Below are 18720 nucleotides of genomic sequence, written 5' to 3' on the forward strand. Positions count from 1 at the left end.
TTACCACCCAAATACTTTCTGAACGGATTTGAAGCCTGAATCAAGGGCTTTTCCGACACCATTAGCCATATTATTGATACCATCACCCACACTATTCGCAAAGTCCTTTATCCCTAGAAAGTTCTTGTCATAAGCTAAACCTGCTACATATCCTACTGCTATCCCACCTATAATCGCCCAACCAACTGGATGAGCCATCATTGAAGCGGCTGCAACACTAGCAAATTCTGAACCTCCTACCGCTGCTGCCAATATACCGGTTTCAACAGCTGTGACACCTACACTAGTCATAGCTGCAGTCGTCATTGTATGACTAAAGGCTCGTCCGACATTCTCGCTCTTGAGATTTTCCATAAAGTCAAGTCCCATAAAGACAGAACTAACTCCTGAAATTTTCATTGAGGCAGATGTTCCTGGAATAGGTAGACTAACCTCGGCAATAGTTGCCCCTTTGAAGAATTTTTTAGCAAAGGAAGAGGCAAGGTCATCTGCATAACTACTAGCATTAAAGGATACTCCGACATTTTTAAAATAAGGATTTTGGCTAGTAGATACATGTATATAGCTAGTCAGATTCGGGATAGAACTATCAATCTTACTGATAATCTTCTTTAGGCTTTCTTCGCTGACTGTGGATAGAGCTGATTTCAAAAAGTCAATTGCTTCCTGCGGATAGTTATCCGAAAAACTTTTCATGACTTTCAAATCTTTCTCATTAGGCTCTTTCCCCTGTGCTATTTTAGCAAGTACCTTTTGATAATCTACATTTGATTTTTTGGCTTCCTCTACCTCTGCCTCTTCCGCCTTCACATGCTTGTTAATGGTCTTGACCCATTGGGGTTCTTCCCCTTTTTTGATAGTGGGGAAGCTCCCATTAAAAGCGGCAAAATCCTGAGAGATTTCAGAAAAGCCTTGACTGACAGCAGCTTGGAGAGGACTGACTTCACCTAGGATATTGGCAGTACCAGCTGCCCAGGTCCTGAGTTTGTCTAGCTTGGTTTGGAGTTCATCTCGCTTACTAGTAGTTTGGGCGATAGCAGCAGAAACGGCCCGACTAAGGGCTGTATTGGACAGAGGGGCAATACTGGAGAGGGGGTTAGAGACCGTCAGACTAGCCAGGGTTTGCTGAGCAGCATCAATACTCTTATTGTAAGCCTCTATTTGCTTGACTAAATCATCCTCATCTAGGTCTTCTCCTCCGACCTGACCGCGATAATCACTAGCAGGTTTGGCTGCTGTGGGGCCGACTCCCTGAATAAGGAGTTTAGCTCCTTCCGCAAAGGGCAGGAGTTTCCCTTCCGCATAGCTTAGGACATTGCCATAAGCCTTTCCTTTTAGATTACTGGCACCCGAAAGGAGCTGAACAGCTGCAACCAGTTGGTCGTAGGCAGCCAATCGTTCAGCCATCACACTTTGGGCTGAGCTTGCTTGGGCATCGCTAGCTCCTAAGTTCATCTTAATTCCCATTTTCTTCCTCCTCGTAAAAGGCTCTTTTCTGTCTGGCAATCTGCTCAGACTGGTCTTCTAGGTTTCCCTCCATCTTTTTTAACTGGCCCTCGGCCTCTATAAAAGCCTGGGTCAGCTGGCTTTCCACCCTTCGCCAAGTCAGTAGGAGCTCATTTAAATCACTAGTATCCTTAGAGCCAGTCACTTGGTAATCGAGTTGCTGCAAGGGTTGATAGAGATCTGAATAAGCCAGCATTAGGTCTTGCTCAAAGCTGGCTAGCTGACGTTTCTTGCGAGCCAAACGGTCAAATTCTCTCTCATTTTCGAGTTGAGCCGCCTCAATCTCCTTTAGACTTTTCTTGGGCATCTACTTGCCTCCGGTCTTTTTCTTGCTAGTAGCAGAAGAATTTTGCTTGCTTTGACCGATAAGAGCAGCATAACTATTTTTTTGAAGCTGATAAGCCAACCATTGGTCCGAAGCATCAAAGCCCTTGTGAACACCATGAACCAGGCCAACAAATTTCTCAATCTGGGCAGCTACATTTGTTGTTAGGGTCTCCTCGCTAGCAAAAAGTTCTTTAAGGAGGTCATTTCCGACATAGTTACTGCTACTATCTTCTTGGATAGAGGAAGTAGAAATCAGACTAGTAGCAGCCGCCATGAGGCTACTCGCGCAGGCCTTGGCGCTGGAAGAATTGGACTGAACTTGAACCATAGAAGTCTCCTTTTTAGGTAAATTTTATTTGGACTATTGTAACATAGCTGTCAAAAAATTGCAATATTGTCCAAAGCTCTCACCCTAAGTTGATAAAAAAAGAAATGAAGCTTTCTTCCTTTCTAGAGGGTTGAATGCTTCATTTCCATTTCTATTTAACCATTATCGTCTTTGGGCATTTAGCCAATCAAAGATATTATTATAGGCTTGACCATTAACTGTCGCCTGGGCATCGCCCCCCTTGGCTGCATCCGTAGCCACCATTCCTGTTAGACCAGGCCAAGTTCGAGCATTATCGGGATTTTGGACCCCTGTGATTTGGTCATGGAAGAGATAAATCCAAGACCAGTGGCCATTGTAAGTTTGGGCTAGCTCTGTTCCTTGCACATTTTCATAATAGGTTAACCACTTGTTGCTAGCTCCACCATGAAGTAGGCCCTTATAGAAGGGGAGGGTGTTGCTATCTACTGGGACACTTTCATCAGCCCTAGCTGTTATCAGCCAGATAGGCTGGTCCTTGAGGGCGGTCATGCTTTTCTCATCTAGGCTATAGATGTTGTCACCAGCACTCTCAGTCACCTGGACGCGCGAGGAGAGTAAGCCCGCAATGGGAACTAGGGCTGCAAAGGTATCTGGATAGCTAACCCCCATATCGACGGTCATGCTAGCTCCATTTGAACCACCCATCAGGTAGATACGGCTTCTATCAATATCTGGGTGGGCTGCCACATAGCTCTCAATCGTTTCCTTGAGGGCCGCTTCTTGAGATTCTCCCCAAGCTGTCGGAGATTGAGGTATCAAGACATAAGCGCCCTTTTGAGCTCCAGTTCCTGTCGATGTAAAGTGACTCTGAATCTCCTCTTGGGTTAATTTATTGACTTCATTTGCTAGAAGAGGGAAATTGATGTCCTCTCCAGCTTCACCAATCCCGTGGAGCCAGACTAAGAGAGGCTTTTTCTCACCGCTACCTGCTGATTGGGGTTGATAGGCAGCATAAGGAAGACTGTAAGCTCCACGCTCTGAAAAGACTTGGGCAGAAGGGATGATTTTATTAGCAATAGTCTCCTGCTCTGAATTGACTTGAATCAAGCGGCGGCCATAGTAGGGAGAAAGCCTCAGTCCGTCCACCTTGACGGGATAGGAACTAACCCAGCTATTTCGGTAAGTAGTCAAGTCAAAACTGAAGGGTTGGGCGGTCTGGGTCGGATCATCTGAGTTGAAGCTATCAACAGCCAAATCTAGGGCTAGATACTTGCTGGCATTTTGTCGGGCTTCTCGACCTTGAGCATCAGATAGATAAGCCTTGGTCACTCGTCGATCTACTCCCATTGTCTTGACTTGTAATGAACTGGTGTCAACCCTGGTTACATAGTCATTCATTTCTAGGACTAGCTTGTCAACTGCCGGGCCAAACTCATAATTATTGATGACTAGACTGGTCTTTGCAACCGAGATATTTCTGGGCCAAGAGCGCTCGGCAGCAACGGGCAAAACAGATAAGAAAAGCAGCAGCCCTAAAAAAAGAGCCAAAAAGGACTGTTGAATTTTTCGCATGGCATTTCCTCCTTTTATCAGCCAAGAGTAGGCGCCCTCAAAAACGGGGGCTTTCCTACATTTCCTTACATTATAAGGACTTTTTATGACAAAAACAAGCCGGAAAAAGGGGAGCTTAGGCCCAAAAAGACTGATAAATAGGCTCTGAATAGACTTTTTAACAGTTTTATAACAATTTTAAACAAAGCTTCAACACTCCAGTGGAGTGTTGAAGGAAACAAGTAAGACTTGGAGGCAAAGGTCAAGCTAAGATTCAAAAAGCTCCTCCTTTTTAGACTTTCAATCTAAGAAGGAGGAGCCATTCGTTTCTAGTTTTTTCATCTAGAGCCTATAGTTTTATCTAACTAATAATCCAAGGAGTCCGCATAACCTGGACCATTTCCGACAAAGTAGCCGGTCTTACAGTTGATACTAAAAAGGTAGGTCCCATCTGGCTTAAAGAGATTATAGTAACCATTTCCCTTAACAATATTAACCCTTTCCAGGATAAACTGGTCTCCCGTAATATAGCCCCGTTGGCGGGAGATATTCAGGATATTTTCTAAGATGCCTGGATTAAAGGTCCAAGCTGGGTTGTTGGCATCATCAATGACAGCCTGATTATAAGGGACACGACTGCGATCGCGCTGCAAGGCTACACCAGCACTTGAAAGTCCCCCGTAAGGAGTGGGGCTGGTAATCGTCCCTGCCGCCTGATTATTGCCACCTGCAGCAGGTGTGCTTGGACTACTTGGAGCAGGTTCTGCTGTCTGGTTGGAGTCAGCTGTCGAAGCAGCTGTCCCTGGATTGGTCGGAGCAACCGTTTCTTGCCCCTTGGCCTGACTGATGGCTGATTTTAAGAGCTTGTCTAAGTGGTCATTACCTGTATTGACCTCAGAAAACTTGGCTCCCGCCTTGACCTTGGCATTGGAGTCCAAGACGCCATCGGTGACAGCGGCCGACTCAAACTGGTTATTAACAGCCTGGATAGCCTCCACTTGCTTGACCAAACTATCATATTTGGCCTTGGCTACATTGTATTCCTTGCTATCCTTGAGTTTATCCAAGGCTGCCTTGAGCTTAGATAGGTTAGAAAAACTACTGTTCTTAAGCGAAATTTTATTCTTATCAGTAAAGAAGGAATCATACAAGTCGTTAAAGGCCTTTAAGTCGGGATTGTCCACATTATCTGAAGAGCTAGACGATTTTTGACTAGTCTGGCTACTAGAACTACTAGTCTTGGTCTTACCTGCCTGCCTCTGCTGGTTCAATAGAAAGAGACTGGTCCCTCCAATAGCTAGGGCTAAAACAGCTAGACTGGAATAGATAACTTTTTTCCGCTTATAAAAGGGAGTTGTTTCTTCCTCGTCCTGCCAGTCATCCCTCGCATAGTGGTCCGAACGACTGCGACTCAGGCTACTTGGCAAGTCATCCAAGGGAAGGGTATCCTGCTCGGACTCTTGCTCGCTTTCTAGGATCGAACTTCCCTTTTCCTCCAAAGGAGGGCTTGAGAAGGCTTGTGTCACTTCACTATCTTCTTCATTTTCAGGCTCTTGTGTGAGCTCGTCACTTGCTTGAAGACTAGGGGCAGGCTGAGTTTCCGCCTCTACTTCTTCGACTTGGGAATTATCCTCTACTGGAATTTCTTGGACTTTTTCTGCTGAAGAAGTCCCTTCCTTTCGGGCCTCACTGCGGATTTCCTTGATTAAATCTTCCAAGTCTAGACTGGTATCAGCAAACTTTCCTTGGCTAGTCTCCTTAGCCTCGTATTTTCCTGCCTCGATTTCCTGGCGATGCTGCTTGATGTATTTATCCAAAACATTATCGTCAGCAGTCACACCAGCTTCTAATTCTTCACTTTTCCTGCTAGCCTGACCAACCGTCATTTCCTTAGCTTCTTCAAAATCTAGAATGGACTCCTTGTCCTCTTCTCCCTTGCCTGAATATTTTTCTTCTTTAGTCATGACCTGTCCTTTCTAGTCTGTTTGACGTTTGACTCGCTGGCCAAAATACTGATACAAATCAACCTTGAGGGTCCCATTATAAAGCTTGCGTTTCTTATCTGCTTGTCGTCCAAACTTTTGCTCAAAAGCCTCATCACTGGTTAGGATAAATTGACTCCAAGTCTTAAGAGGGGCTAGGGTCTGTCCCATTTCTCGATAGAGCTGGCTGACCGAATCATCATCTAAAAGCCGCTCTCCATAGGGAGGATTGGAAATAATCACACCATTTATCTTATCGGTGCGGAGGTCCTGAAGCCGCATTTGCTTAAAGTCAATCTGCTCGGCCACACCAGCGGCCTGGGCATTCTTTTTAGCGATTTCAATCATTCGCCCATCCAGATCCGTTCCCATAATATCTAAAGATAAATCCTGCCTAATTTCAGACCTGGCCTTGCGCCTAGCTTCTTGGACCAGGTCGGCCTCGACCCAGGGCCATTCCTCAAAGGCGAAACTTCTCCCCAAGCCCGGCGCAATATTGAGGGCCAACATGGCCGCCTCGATACAAAAGGTCCCTGAGCCACAGGTTGGATCAATCAGGGGCTTGTCAGGATACCAGTTAGATAAGAGGAGGATGGCTGCCGCCATATTTTCCTTGATGGGCGCTCCCCCTTTTTCGGTCCGATACCCTCTTTTAAAAAGGCTAGAGCCGGTCGTGTCAATCATCAGACTAGCCTGATCCTTTAAAATTGAAACCTCAATCTTAAACTCTGCTCCATTTTCTTGCAAGGGAACTCCTTCTGGACGAGCGTAGTGGGCCTGCAACTTGCGGACAATGGCCTTTTTGGTAATGGCCTGAACACTGGGTTCATTGTGGAGTTTTGACTTGACGCATTTGGCCTTGGCTATGGGGAATTTTGCACCCAGGGGCAAGTAATTTTCCCAGTCCAGGGCCTTGACTCCTTGAAAGAGCTCCTCAAAACTTTTGGCTGGAAAGGAGCCCAAAACAATTTTTATCCGGTCAGCTGAACGCAGATAAAGATTGGTTTTGATGATGGTTTCTATATCTCCTTCAAAGCGGACCCGACCATTTTCGACCTGACAATCCAAGCCTAGATTTCTAATTTCTCGTCCAACAACTGCTTCTAAACCAGCCGCTGCTGTGGCGATTAAGTTAAATGTTTTCTTCATTAAGTATCCTCAAAAGAAAAGCTAGCATACGCTAGCCAACCTATATGCAATTTTCTATAAGCCATGTTTTGTTCCAGAAATGACTAGGTCTCACTTCCTTCGATAATCATCTGTCTACTGTTTCCAGTCAGAATACTAGGTTCGTTTCCCTGTATTCCATGCCCCGACCAAAGTTTGGGTTGCTAGCTTGAGGGGTTTACCGCGTTCCACTTTTTGCGTTTCCACAAAAACTACGTCACTGTGGCACTTTCAGACCTATTCAGACCTATCTTGCGACTTAGTCCTTTCGGTCGCCGTAACGAAAAATCGTCCCTAGGCTTATGGATTCGCCTAGCACAAACACTACCGGCATCACAGCCAGTGCTAGCATGGACTTTCCTCATAGAAATCACAAGCGATTCCCATGCGATTATCCAAAAATTGCACCTGTCTTATCTATTCACTATCAACAATTTGCTTGCCGAAAACTTCTTTTTCCAACCGATTTAAACGTTTTAAAATGTCAAAATTAGTCACGCTAGCAGACTGAGGGATGTCCACCTTGGGTTGGGGATTAGGGCTCACTGTCGGAGCCGGAGCTTCCTGGGGTTTATTAGCCAATTCTTCTTTTAAGCGAGCATTTTCAGCCTTCAAATCCTTAACTAAAGCAGCATAGGTCTCATAGTCTTTAATCACATCATCCAGAAATTCATCAACCTCTTGCTTGCTATAACCGCGAACACTGCTCTTAAAATCCTGATCAAAAATATCCTTAGGGGTAAAAATAATACTTGCCATTTCTCTCTCCATTCTCGTTAGTCATTATCATTATATACGAAAAGAGAGATAAAAATCAAGGTCTAAACCTTATTTTTCAGAAAAATTTTCTGCCTCTTCATTTAAGTCATCAAAGGTTAATCTTTTGATAAAATATTGTTGATTTTCTTTCATCTTTTGGTAAAGATATTTAAGATTTGTTTCCCTTTCTTCGTCGTAAAATACATAGGCACCCTGAGTATTGCTCAAAAGAAATTGGTTATAATCAGCAAACTGTCTGGGACTTTCGTAGCGAGGGTAGGCATATTTAACAAAGGATGTCGCCTTAAACTGGGCCAGTTTTTCTTGATTGGCCTCATTCCAGTTTTGTCCCTGATTTTCAAAGGCAAAAATCGTAGCCAGTTGCAAGTCATAATCTTTTTGCAGGTCCCTAGCGACTTCCAAGACCCAATATTCAAAACCTAGATTTCCCGTAAAAATCAGCCATTCTAGGCCTTGATCCAAGAGAGCAAGCAGGTCCTTTCTAATGGCTTTTTTGATGATTTTTACACGAATATCCTTGTCATTAAAGAGGCCCAAATCAAAAGCCCTGTAGCCAACTACCAAGATACTTGTCATTTATTATCCTTTTACAATTTTTTATGATATAATAGAGTGATGTTATTGTACCAATAAGGAGTTCTATGGTCAACTATCCACATAAGGTTATTCCCAAAAATAACATAAAAAGACGAAAAAAGGGGACGATTAACTTTGCTAATCGGGGGATGTCTTTTGAAAAGATGATTAACGCAAGCAACGACTACTATCTTAGTCGCGGGCTAGCGGTCATTCATAAAAAGCCAACACCTGTCCAGATTGTCCGAGTTGATTATCCCCAAAGGAGTCGAGCCAAGATTGTGGAAGCCTACTTTAGGCAGGCCTCCACGACCGACTATTCTGGTGTCTACCAGGGCTATTATCTTGATTTTGAGGCCAAGGAAACCCGCCAGAAAAATTCCATGCCCATGAAAAACTTTCACCCTCACCAGATTGACCACATGGAGAGGGTCACTGAGCAAGACGGAATTTGCTTTGTCCTTCTACATTTTTCGACTTTGAAGGAGACCTATCTCCTTCCCGCTCCTTATCTAATTGATTTTTACAAGATTGACCAGGGGAGTAAGTCCATGCCTCTAACCTATATCCAAGAACATGGATATTTGGTCCCCCAGGCTGCCCTTCCCAGCGTTCCTTATCTTGAAATCATTGCAAAAAATCTACTAGGTGGTAATAAAAATGAATAAACAATCCATGCTCACAGCTTTAAAATGGGCCGCTTGCGGTCTCGTCTCCCTACTTATCCTAGGGATTATAGCTGGTGGTGGGATCTTCTTCTACTATGCTCATAAGGCACCAGCCTTGTCTGAGGACAAGCTGATTGCAACGACGTCCAGTAAGATTTATGACAATCAAAAGAATTTGATTGCGGACTTGGGGGCTGAAAAACGGGTCAATGCTGAAACCAGTGAATTGCCTCTTGATTTGGTCCATGCCATCGTGGCTATTGAGGACCACCGTTTCTTCAATCACCGGGGAGTGGATTCGGTCCGGATTATCGGGGCCTTCCTCAACAACCTTGGAAAAGGCGGTAAGCAAGGGGGCTCAACCCTGACCCAGCAGTTGATTAAATTGACCTATTTCTCAACCTCAACGGCCGATCAAACCCTCTCGCGTAAGGCCCAAGAGGCTTGGTTAGCGATTCAGTTAGAGCGCAAGGCGACCAAACAGGAAATCCTGACCTACTATGTCAACAAGGTCTACATGTCCAACGGTAACTACGGTATGCAGACAGCAGCCCAAAATTACTACGGCAAGGACCTGAAGGACTTGAGCGTACCCCAGCTAGCCCTCCTAGCCGGCATGCCTCAGGCTCCTAACCAGTATGACCCTTACAGCCAGCCAGAAGCCTCCCTTAAGCGCCGCAATCTGGTCCTGTCTGAAATGTACAAATTAAAGTATCTGACAGCCGAGCAATACGAACAAGCTGTCAATACCCCAATCACTGATGGCCTACAACCGCTCAAGAGTTCCGCAGCCTATCCGGCTTATATGGACAACTATCTGAAAGAAGTGATTGACCAGGTTGAGAAAGAAACAGGCTATAATGTCTTGACTACTGGTATGGAAGTTTATACCAATGTGGATACGGCAGCCCAACAAAAACTCTGGGACATCTATAATAGTGATGAATATGTCCTTTACCCAGACAATGAAATGCAGGTTGCTTCAACCATTATGGACGTTACCAATGGTCGAGTGATTGCCCAACTAGGAGCTAGACACCAGACCTCCAACGTTTCCTTTGGTACCAACCAAGCTGTTGAGACCAACCGGGACTGGGGTTCTACCATGAAGCCGATTACCGACTATGCTCCAGCCCTGGAAAATGAAGTCTATACCACAACAGGAGCCGGTATCAGTGATGCACCTTACAACTTCCCTGAATCCAGCACTCCCGTCTACAACTGGGATATGAAATACATGGGCTGGATGACCATGCAGTACGCAATCCAGCAATCGCGGAACGTCCCAGCCGTTAAGACCCTCGCTGCGGTCGGCCTGGAAGACTCACTCAAATTCCTTAACGGACTTGGTATCAACTACCCAGAAATGCATTATTCCAATGCCATTTCAAGTAATACCAGCAAGTCTGGTCGTGAGTACGGGGCAAGCAGTGAAAAAATGGCTGCGGCCTTTGCGGCCTTTGCCAATGGTGGTACTTACTACAAGCCACAATATGTCAATCGGGTTGTCTTTACCGATGGGACCTCTAAAGACTTTAGTAATAGTGGTAGCAAGGCCATGAAGGAAACAACGGCCTATATGATGACCGATATGATGAAGACGGTCTTGACCTCAGGGACTGGTACAAATGCCTTGATTTCAGGAGTCTATCAAGCTGGTAAGACCGGGACAACTAACTATACTCCTGATGAACTAGCGAAACTAACCAAGCCTTACTATGGCTCTAGTATCGTGACACCAGACGAGCTCTTTGTCGGCTATACACCACAGTACTCAATGGCTGTTTGGACCGGTTACTCTAACCGCCTAACTCCTGTCCTAGATGATGGAGTCAAGGTGGCAACCGATGTCTACCGCAATATGATGACCTACCTTCATTCTGAAGGAAATGTCGACTGGGAGGCACCGAGCGGACTCTACCGCAGCGGATCCTACCTCTACCTCAGCAATAGTAGCTACTATAATAACCGCTACTATAACAATTCATCCAACTACTACTCAACTAGTTCTAGCACCACAGATGACTACTCTAGCTCTAGCCAAACGGGCAATGACTCCTCCAACACTGAAACTAGTGAGTCATCTAGCCCAAACAATCAACAAAACCAAAACTCTAACAATCAATAGAGTCAAATGCCTCTCCAGTTCAAAACTGGGAGGCATTTTTATATGGCTTAAAAGGTCTACAAGGACAAAAGAAAAGACAAACAAGTATTGAAACTGTTTGTCTTTAAGTTGAAACTTAGGGAGACTAAGCTTACTAAGTTTTTTCTTTGCTTGATGATTAGCGACTTTGAGCTAGAAGTCTTCTACTCTAACTAAAAGAAATGGCTAGGCAAGTTTGACTTAGCCTTTAAGTTCTGACTTTATTTTTTTACTTATGTCAGCTGCTACTAACGAGCCAGGGCCCCCATTGGGTCCCAAGGTGCAAGGAGGGTCGGCTCAGCCTCATAGGCAGCTAGCTCCTGCTCTGTCAGCAGGTCCTTGCGGACCACGATTTGGTAGGTATATTCGTCCATCCAAGAATCGCTAGCAACAAAATAACCCTTATCACCAACTTTTTCACCCCAGGAATTTTCAACCTTCCATTTTTTAGGTTTGCCCGCTTGGTCCAAATCCACCCCAGCCAGGACCATGGCATGGGTCATCAGACTCTCGCTGTAATCCAAGCGGCCAGCCTTATCCTGGCTAAGCTTGATGTCCATGCTGGCCTCAAAGTCATAGAGTTCTGTCGCCATAATGCCAGCCTTACGGTTGCTGGATTGGCCCACATCGGAACCAAACCAAACTGTTTCTCCGGCTTGCATTTGCAGAATAGCCAGCTCCTTCAAACGCTCCATATCGACGTTTAAATAGCGAACAGGACGACTTCCTACGACATTGCCCAACATCTCAACGGTATAAGAGCGACCATAAGGCTTATCAGCTGTCGGAGCATTGATAATCGAAACATAGTCATCCAACTTTAAGTTGACATATTTCTGGTAAAATTCTTGGGGGCTAATCCCTTCTTCGCTATGGTAATTATTGTTCTTGTCCCGGTAGGCAAAGTCAAACTGGCGAGGTGGTAGGCCTAGATTCATGGCTAGGAAGTTGAAGATTTCAGCTAGGAGCTCTTCTTTTTTAGCCAGGACTTGGGCCTGGTCCGCTCCACTGGCCAATAGTTGACGGAGAATTTCAGCATCCTGGCGCAGAATCTTATTTAAAATATGGTTGAGCTCGTGGCTGTTACTAGAAGAGATGGACTCTGGATAGACTGACTTGGGCACAACTCCATATTTTTCAAAAAGGGCCACGACCATATCCCATTGTCCCCCATCTTGCTGGGGAGTATCTAGTAAAAACTTGACCTTACGGCTAGTCAAGTCCTGATCCGCTGTCAGTAAAATCTGCTCCAAAAACCAGTTGGACTTTTCATACTTATCCCAGAAAAAGGTGTGAGCCTGGGAGAGTTCAAAAGACTCCAACTCAAAATCAGCAATCAGTTTATGACGAAAAGTGTTGAGGGCCGCAAACATCCAACAACGACCGGATGCCTTTTGATTGCTGACTGCATCCTTGGTTAAATCCAGGGAAAAGACAGGCAAATTCTCCACTTGGGCCTTCCTTTTTTCTAGGGACTTGAAAAGACCATTATGACTAATGGCATTCTCCAAGGATCCAAATTTTTGATTGGCCTGATAGGCCGCATAGAGCTTATCTGTAAATGTTTGATCTAGGGATTTCATTCTGACTTCCTCCTTATTTCCAAAAATCATCAAAGACACTAATCGGTAGGTGCCGCTTATGTTCGGTCTTTTTCCACCAATTTTCAATCGTTTCCTGTGCTTTAGGGGCAATGACCTTTCCTTCTAAATAGTCATCAATTTCATCATAAGTGACACCCAGGGCCAACTCGTCTGCTAGACCCGGCTTGTCCTCTTCTAAATCAGCTGTCGGTACCTTTTCATAAAGGGCTGAATCTGCTCCGAGGGCTACTAAAAGTTGCTTGCCCTGACGCTTGTTGAGCCGGTAGAGGGGCAAGATGTCTGCCCCTCCATCACCAAACTTGGTGAAGAAACCTGTAATATTTTCGGCAGCATGATCCGTCCCGATGACTGCTCCCTGGTAACTTCCCGCCAGGGCATACTGGGCAATCATCCGACTCCTGGCCTTGATATTTCCCTTATTGAAATCAGAAACAGTCGCACCTGTAGCCTGGACTGCCTCCATCATGGCATCCGTAGACTCCTTGATATTGATAGACAAGTTAAGATCAGCCCCTATAAAGTCTAGAGCTTTCTGGGCATCTGCTTCATCAGCCTGTAAACCATAAGGAAGACGAACAGCGATAAACTGATAGCTAGCGTCCCCGGTTTCTGTCCGCATTTCCTCCATGGCCAGTTGGGCCAAACGACCTGCTAGAGTTGAGTCCTGGCCACCAGAGATTCCTAAAACATAGGTCCTCAAAAAGTCATGCTTATAAAGGTAGGCCTTGAGAAAATCAATCGAGCGACGAATTTCTATCTGGGGATCAATCTCAGGCTGGACCCCTAGCTTTTTAATAATTTCTGCTTGTAGGCTCACTTGTTCTCCTCCTTTTCATAGGCTTTCTGGCGCATCTGGTCAATCAAATCCATCTTGTCCTGCCAAATATCCTGGGCCAAATCAACTGGATAATCTTGGGGATTGAGGACCCGCTTGTATTCGTCCCAAAGCTTATCAAATTCCTTGCGGGCATAGCTTTGAATTTCCGCCAGACTAGGGAGTTGGTAGACCCTTTTCCCTTCTTTGAAGATATCAATCAATAGTGGGACTGCATCAAAATTTCTGACGGTTTTTTTGATATAGGTATAGGTCGGGTGGAACATTTTCAACTCTTTTAGGCCATCCACATTGATGCCATCATAGGTAATATAATCTCCCTCCGATTTTCCTTTTTCACGACTGGTAATTCGCCAGACTTGCTTCTTCCCTGGCGTGGAGACCTTCTCTGCATTATTGGATAATTTAATGGTATTTTGCATCTGTCCATTTTGATCCTCAATAGCGACAATCTTGTAGACAGCTCCCAGAGCCGGCTGATCAAAGGCTGTGATTAGCTTGGTTCCTACTCCCCAAACATCAATCTTGGCCTTCTGCATTTTAAGGTTTAAAATGGTATTTTCATCAAGGTCATTAGAGGCATAAATCTTAGCTTCTGGAAAGCCTGCATCATCTAGCTGCTGGCGGACCTTCTTAGAAATATAGGCAATATCTCCCGAATCGATGCGGACGCCCAAGAAACGAATCCGATCCCCCATTTCCCTAGCTACCCGAATGGCAGCCGGAACTCCCAAGCGAAGGGTATCGTAGGTATCAACTAAAAAGACACAGTCGTGGTGGGTCTCAGCATAGGCCTTAAAGGCCTGATAGTCATTGCCATAGACCTGAACTAGAGCATGGGCATGGGTTCCTAGGACAGGAATGTCAAAGAGCTTGCCGGCCCTAAGATTACTAGTCCCGTCTGCTCCCCCGATAACAGCAGCCCTGGTTCCCCAAATAGCAGCGTCCATCTCTTGGGCCCGTCTGGTCCCAAATTCCATGAGGGGTTCGTCTTCAATAACCGAGCGAATCCGAGCGGCTTTGGTAGCTACTAGGGTCTGGTAGTTAACAATATTTAATAGGGCTGTCTCAACTAATTGACACTGGGCTAGGGGGCCTTCGATTTGAACGATGGGTTCATTGGCAAAAACCAAATCCCCTTCTCGGGCCGCTCGAACACTTAATTGCATTTTAAAGTCCGCCAAATAGGCCAAAAAATCCTCTGCATAACCGAGAGACCTCAGATAGGCCAAGTCACTCTCTGTAAACTGGAGTTGTTCTAAATAAGAGACAATCCTTTCTAGACCAGCAAAAACAGCATAGCCATTTTCAAAAGGCTCCTTCCGGAAATAGACTTCAAAAACAGCATGCCTTTGATGAATCCCTTCCTTAAAATATACCTGCATCATATTGATTTGATAAAGGTCCGTATGCAAGGTTAAACTATCGTCTGGATACATAAACTACTCCTTTTTTAAACATAGGTTTATTATATCACAAATTAAAAGGGAGGAGAAATGAGCATCTCGCATTTATACCTATTTAGTATTTTTAAAAAGGATTTGTATGGAATATAAAAACAGACCATATATTTTGATCTGTCTTTATATCTAAAATTTAATTACTCGCTCAAGAAAGTTTTACTGGTCTAGCCCTTAATTGCAATAAAAGGGGAGCCTTCTGTATTATCTGTTGGATCAGTACTTCGAACAGATGAAAGATAGGAGAGGCTATACCAACCGTTGTTTCTAGAATTGTAAGGATCCATCACATATGTCTTACCATTATCATAACCTTTCAAAACTAGCTCATGGGTAATTGGATAAGAAGCAAAGATACTTGTTCCAACAGCTCCTAGGACATGATGGCCTGATTCTAAAGCATCTCTAATAGCCATATCTGTTCCTAAGACCTCTGTTGTTAGCCCCCAATTATTAGCTGCTAAAACAATGCCCCGGCTACTGGTACCAAAACCAAATTTATTGAAGGTATTTGTCTGATGATAAAGGTAGTCTGCAACAGTAGTTGGTAAAACTGTCTCTCCTCTTATTCCAGATATAACCATAGCTAGGGTTGTTGGTACACAGCCCGCTGCATCCATATTGCCAATTCCGTAAACACGTCCAGCCCAGCGGCCATCCCTCTGTGAAAAATAAGGAGTTGTATAGGTTGCTTTAGAAACTTGAACAGTTGTACTACCGACCCCAACCTTGCTTCCATCATCTTGAACATAATACAGATGGAGCTGATATTCTCCAACAGAATTTTTATGATCGCTAGCTTTAACAGTTATTTTATAACTGCCATCATTTTGCCTATTAGCCTGATACCAAACTAAATCATCCTGACCCTTGATAGTCGACCAAACAGGAATATACACTTCCTTAACTCCCTTAGGGTTAGAAATATTGGTTATTAACACATCGAAAATACCTGTTTTAGGATTGTTATTTTGGATAAGGATATTTCCAGTAGGTTTGATATGCTCTTTATCTATCTGTACGTCTAAACTCGTGCTTCCAACGCCAACCGTTGTACCATCTTCTTGGACATAATAAAGATGAACACTGTACTCACCTGATGTATATTTATGATCGCGAGCTCGAACCTTGGCTAAATAGCTACCATCAGCCTGTTGACTAGCCTTATACCAAACCAAATCATCTTGACCATTGACTTTTGACCAAGTAGGAAGAAGAACTTCCCTTATCCCTTTGGGGTTAGAAATGTTTGTAATTAGGATATCGAATGTTCCTAACTGATTATCCTGATTTTGTATTTCAATTTTACCTTGAGCAGGAGCCAGCGATATTTCAGCACTAGTAGAGTTCACACCTACCATACTTCCATTTTCTTGGATATAATAAAGATGACTGTGATAAACTCCAGTGGAAAATTTGTGGTCACGCAAGCTTACTTTTGCTAGATAACTACCATCAGCTTGCTGATTAGCTTTATACCAAATTAAATCATCTTGACCATTTTTATCAGACCAAGTAGGAAGAAGAACTTCTTTTACACCTTTAGGACTGGAAATTTCTGTAACTAACAATTCAAAGGTCCCTGCTTGATCATCTTGATTTCTTACTTCAATTTTCCCCTTAGGACGACCAATGGAGACCTGAGTACTAGTTGACCCAATTCCAATCTGAGTATTGTCTTCTTGGATATAATAAAGGTGACTGTGATAAGAGCCGGTAGAAAATTTATGATTCCTAGCCTTAATTGTCACTTTATAATTACCATTAGCCTGTTGACTAGCAGTATACCAAATCAAATCATCTTGGCCATCTTTATCAGACCAAGTAGGAAGAAGAACTTCTTTTACACCTTTAGGACTATATACTTGAGAAACGATTACATCATAGGTCCCAGCATTATTATCCTGGTTCTCAATTGATAAGTGACCTTCTGGTGTTTTGTCATGGGGAGCTAAAGGCTGACTATCATATTTTTCTTTCTCTTTTGGAGTCAAATTGTCTTCTGTTTGATTTTCGATTTGAGAATCTAAAACCGTCTCTTCCTTATCCCTTAATTGATTTTCTTTTACCGGAGACTGCTCAAGCCCAGCTTTTGTATTGTTTTCCTCATCTGACTGAGTAGCTACTTGCTCTTTATCTGCTAAGTCTTGTTGAATTTGTTCCTTAACTTCTTGGCTAACTTCCTGTTTAGTCAGGCCTAGACCTTCTTCTTGATTTTCTTCTCTATTTAAATCACTTTCTAACGGATGTTCTGTAAACTCATCTGCCTTAACTTGATAGGAACCAATTCCTAACAAAACAGCCGTACTTGCAAGATAAATAAGACGGTGCTTTTTCATATTTTCTACCTACTCTTTCTCTATACTAGATACCTTCATTTTAACATAAAGTTGTCTATCGGTAAACACAAGACAAAACCTCCTGGCTGAATCTGAGCCAAGAGGTTTTTAATCTTTAATGTTCTGTAATATATTTGTAGACTGCCTGGCCGGCAAGGGCACCATCACCCACAGCAGTTGTGATCTGGCGTAAATCCTTTTGGCGGACATCACCGATAGCGTAGATACCAGAAACGGACGTAGCCATTTGCTGGTCGGTGATAATCCAGCCAGCCTCATCTCTAATATCCAAATCCTTGACAAAATCGCTGACAGGATCGAGACCGACATAGATAAAGACCCCACCAAAATCATGCTGGCTGACCTGGCCGCTCTTGACATTTTTGAGGACAACGGTATTGACTCGGCCCTGGTCTCCCTTGATTTCCTCGACAACAGAGTCCCAGATGAAATGAATTTTTTCATTGGCTAGGGCCCGGTCCTGCAAGACCTTTTGGGCCCTTAATTCATCGCGGCGGTGAACGATGGTGACAGACTTGGCAAAGCGAGTCAGGAAAATAGCCTCCTCAACCGCAGAATCTCCGCCACCTACGACCAGGAGGTCCTCATCGCGGAAGAAGGCTCCATCACAGACTGCACAGTAGGAAACTCCCCGGCTGTTATATTCTGCCTCTCCAGGAACTTCCAAGTGCCGATGATTGGCGCCTGTCGCAAGAATCAGGGTCTTGCTTTCAAAGCTCTCATCCTCTGTAAAAATCTTCTTGAAAGAACCATGGTCTTCAATCTTTTGCACCAGACCAAAAAGGTGCTCTACACCTAAGGCCTCTAGAGGTTCAAACATCTTTTCAGCCAGCTCTGGACCACTAATATGACCATAACCAGGATAGTTCTCAATATCAGCGGTATTGTTCATTTGACCTCCTGGCACTCCACGCTCCAGCAAGGCCACTTTGAGATTACTCCTAGCAGCATAGAGGGCTGCTGTCATCCCAGCAGGGCCTGCTCCAATAATGATTGTATCGTACATAATTCTCTCCTTGTCCTTGTAATAATAATCATTCTAACGCTAGTTACTAACTTTTGCAACTATCATGCCTTAAGGACCAAGATGATACCCAGAGTAGCAAAAGTTAGAATGGGAATAGTCATAATGGCAATCAGTAGGACATCGTAGAGGTGGGCCTGCCTCTCCTTGGCCGTCCGATCCTTGCGCCTGAAGGCCCGAAATAAAATCCACAGGCCTGATAAAACAGCTACCAGGATACTGGTGATGATAAGGCTCTCTATATAGAGCGAAAAAATTTGATTCAACATGAAAAATCCTCAATCATAAGCGTCTGATTGGAAAACAAAGCCAGCTGGTCCAACCAACTGACTCTCAAAGAAAAACAAAATGAGCTGGGCTAAGATAGGCAAAGGCAAAATCCAATCTAGTCAGACTAATCCAAGCAAGCTTATTTTGATTTTTC

15 protein-coding genes, 1 other RNA gene and 1 pseudogene are annotated in these 18720 nt (G+C 44.2%); 2 read left to right on the top strand and 15 right to left on the bottom strand.

What is annotated here, in order from left to right; genetic code table 11:
* The 9 genes from C4K46_RS05815 to C4K46_RS05855 form a co-directional block, all read right to left on the bottom strand.
* Complete coding sequence (locus C4K46_RS05815) at positions 1 to 1467, bottom strand: hypothetical protein (protein WP_209627952.1); 1467 nt, start codon at positions 1465 to 1467, stop codon at positions 1 to 3.
* A complete protein-coding gene (locus tag C4K46_RS05820; RefSeq protein ID WP_209627953.1) occupies positions 1457 to 1813 on the bottom strand; it encodes a hypothetical protein in 357 nt (118 codons plus the stop codon). Before C4K46_RS05820 ends, C4K46_RS05815 begins: the two co-directional genes overlap by 11 nt.
* A complete protein-coding gene (locus C4K46_RS05825) occupies positions 1814 to 2161 on the bottom strand; it encodes a TIGR04197 family type VII secretion effector (RefSeq protein WP_209627954.1) in 348 nt (115 codons plus the stop codon).
* 162 nt (positions 2162 to 2323) lie between these two features.
* The gene (locus C4K46_RS05830; protein WP_209627955.1) at positions 2324 to 3715 is read right to left on the bottom strand and encodes a PHB depolymerase family esterase; all 1392 of its coding nucleotides are present in this window, start codon (positions 3713 to 3715) and stop codon (positions 2324 to 2326) included.
* A gap of 344 nt (positions 3716 to 4059) precedes the next feature.
* A complete protein-coding gene (locus tag C4K46_RS05835; protein WP_209627956.1) occupies positions 4060 to 5658 on the bottom strand; it encodes a cell division site-positioning protein MapZ family protein in 1599 nt (532 codons plus the stop codon).
* Positions 5659 to 5670: 12 nt separating this feature from the next.
* Positions 5671 to 6825: a THUMP domain-containing class I SAM-dependent RNA methyltransferase gene (locus C4K46_RS05840; RefSeq protein WP_209627957.1), complete on the bottom strand. Its 1155-nt coding sequence runs from the start codon at positions 6823 to 6825 to the stop codon at positions 5671 to 5673.
* A gap of 52 nt (positions 6826 to 6877) precedes the next feature.
* Positions 6878 to 7246, bottom strand: an RNA gene (rnpB, locus tag C4K46_RS05845) — RNase P RNA component class B.
* Positions 7247 to 7260: 14 nt separating this feature from the next.
* Positions 7261 to 7602: a cell division regulator GpsB gene (gpsB, locus tag C4K46_RS05850; protein ID WP_209627958.1), complete on the bottom strand. Its 342-nt coding sequence runs from the start codon at positions 7600 to 7602 to the stop codon at positions 7261 to 7263.
* 69 nt (positions 7603 to 7671) lie between these two features.
* A complete protein-coding gene (locus C4K46_RS05855; RefSeq protein ID WP_209627959.1) occupies positions 7672 to 8199 on the bottom strand; it encodes an SLOG family protein in 528 nt (175 codons plus the stop codon).
* 65 nt (positions 8200 to 8264) lie between these two features.
* On the opposite strand from C4K46_RS05855, the gene recU reads away from it, so the two are divergent.
* Complete coding sequence (recU, locus tag C4K46_RS05860; protein ID WP_209627960.1) at positions 8265 to 8867, top strand: Holliday junction resolvase RecU; 603 nt, start codon at positions 8265 to 8267, stop codon at positions 8865 to 8867.
* Entirely contained in the window at positions 8860 to 10995 is a 2136-nt protein-coding gene (gene pbp1a, locus C4K46_RS05865; protein WP_209627961.1) for a penicillin-binding protein PBP1A, read from the top strand. Before recU ends, pbp1a begins: the two co-directional genes overlap by 8 nt.
* Positions 10996 to 11261: 266 nt before the next feature.
* On the opposite strand, the gene pepC is transcribed toward pbp1a, so the two are convergent.
* The 6 genes and pseudogenes from pepC to C4K46_RS05895 all read right to left on the bottom strand — a co-directional run bounded on the left by pepC (position 11262) and on the right by C4K46_RS05895 (position 18565).
* The gene (pepC, locus tag C4K46_RS05870; protein ID WP_209627962.1) at positions 11262 to 12596 is read right to left on the bottom strand and encodes an aminopeptidase C; all 1335 of its coding nucleotides are present in this window, start codon (positions 12594 to 12596) and stop codon (positions 11262 to 11264) included.
* Positions 12597 to 12609: 13 nt separating this feature from the next.
* Positions 12610 to 13434: an ammonia-dependent NAD(+) synthetase gene (nadE, locus tag C4K46_RS05875; protein ID WP_209627963.1), complete on the bottom strand. Its 825-nt coding sequence runs from the start codon at positions 13432 to 13434 to the stop codon at positions 12610 to 12612.
* Positions 13431 to 14891, bottom strand: coding sequence for a nicotinate phosphoribosyltransferase (locus tag C4K46_RS05880; RefSeq protein WP_209627964.1), 1461 nt, complete (start codon positions 14889 to 14891; stop codon positions 13431 to 13433). The genes nadE and C4K46_RS05880 overlap by 4 nt, the downstream gene beginning before the upstream one ends.
* Positions 14892 to 15079: 188 nt before the next feature.
* Positions 15080 to 16846 (bottom strand): annotated as a pseudogene (locus C4K46_RS05885) (GBS Bsp-like repeat-containing protein); the annotation flags it as partial.
* A 520-nt stretch (positions 16847 to 17366) separates the two neighbouring features.
* Complete coding sequence (gene trxB / locus C4K46_RS05890) at positions 17367 to 18278, bottom strand: thioredoxin-disulfide reductase (protein ID WP_209627966.1); 912 nt, start codon at positions 18276 to 18278, stop codon at positions 17367 to 17369.
* Between the two features lie 62 nt (positions 18279 to 18340).
* Complete coding sequence (locus C4K46_RS05895; RefSeq protein ID WP_209627967.1) at positions 18341 to 18565, bottom strand: DUF4059 family protein; 225 nt, start codon at positions 18563 to 18565, stop codon at positions 18341 to 18343.
* Positions 18566 to 18720: the final 155 nt, after the last annotated feature.

It is taken from the genome of Streptococcus oricebi, from assembly GCF_017883985.1.
GTDB classification, from domain to species: domain Bacteria; phylum Bacillota; class Bacilli; order Lactobacillales; family Streptococcaceae; genus Streptococcus; species Streptococcus oricebi.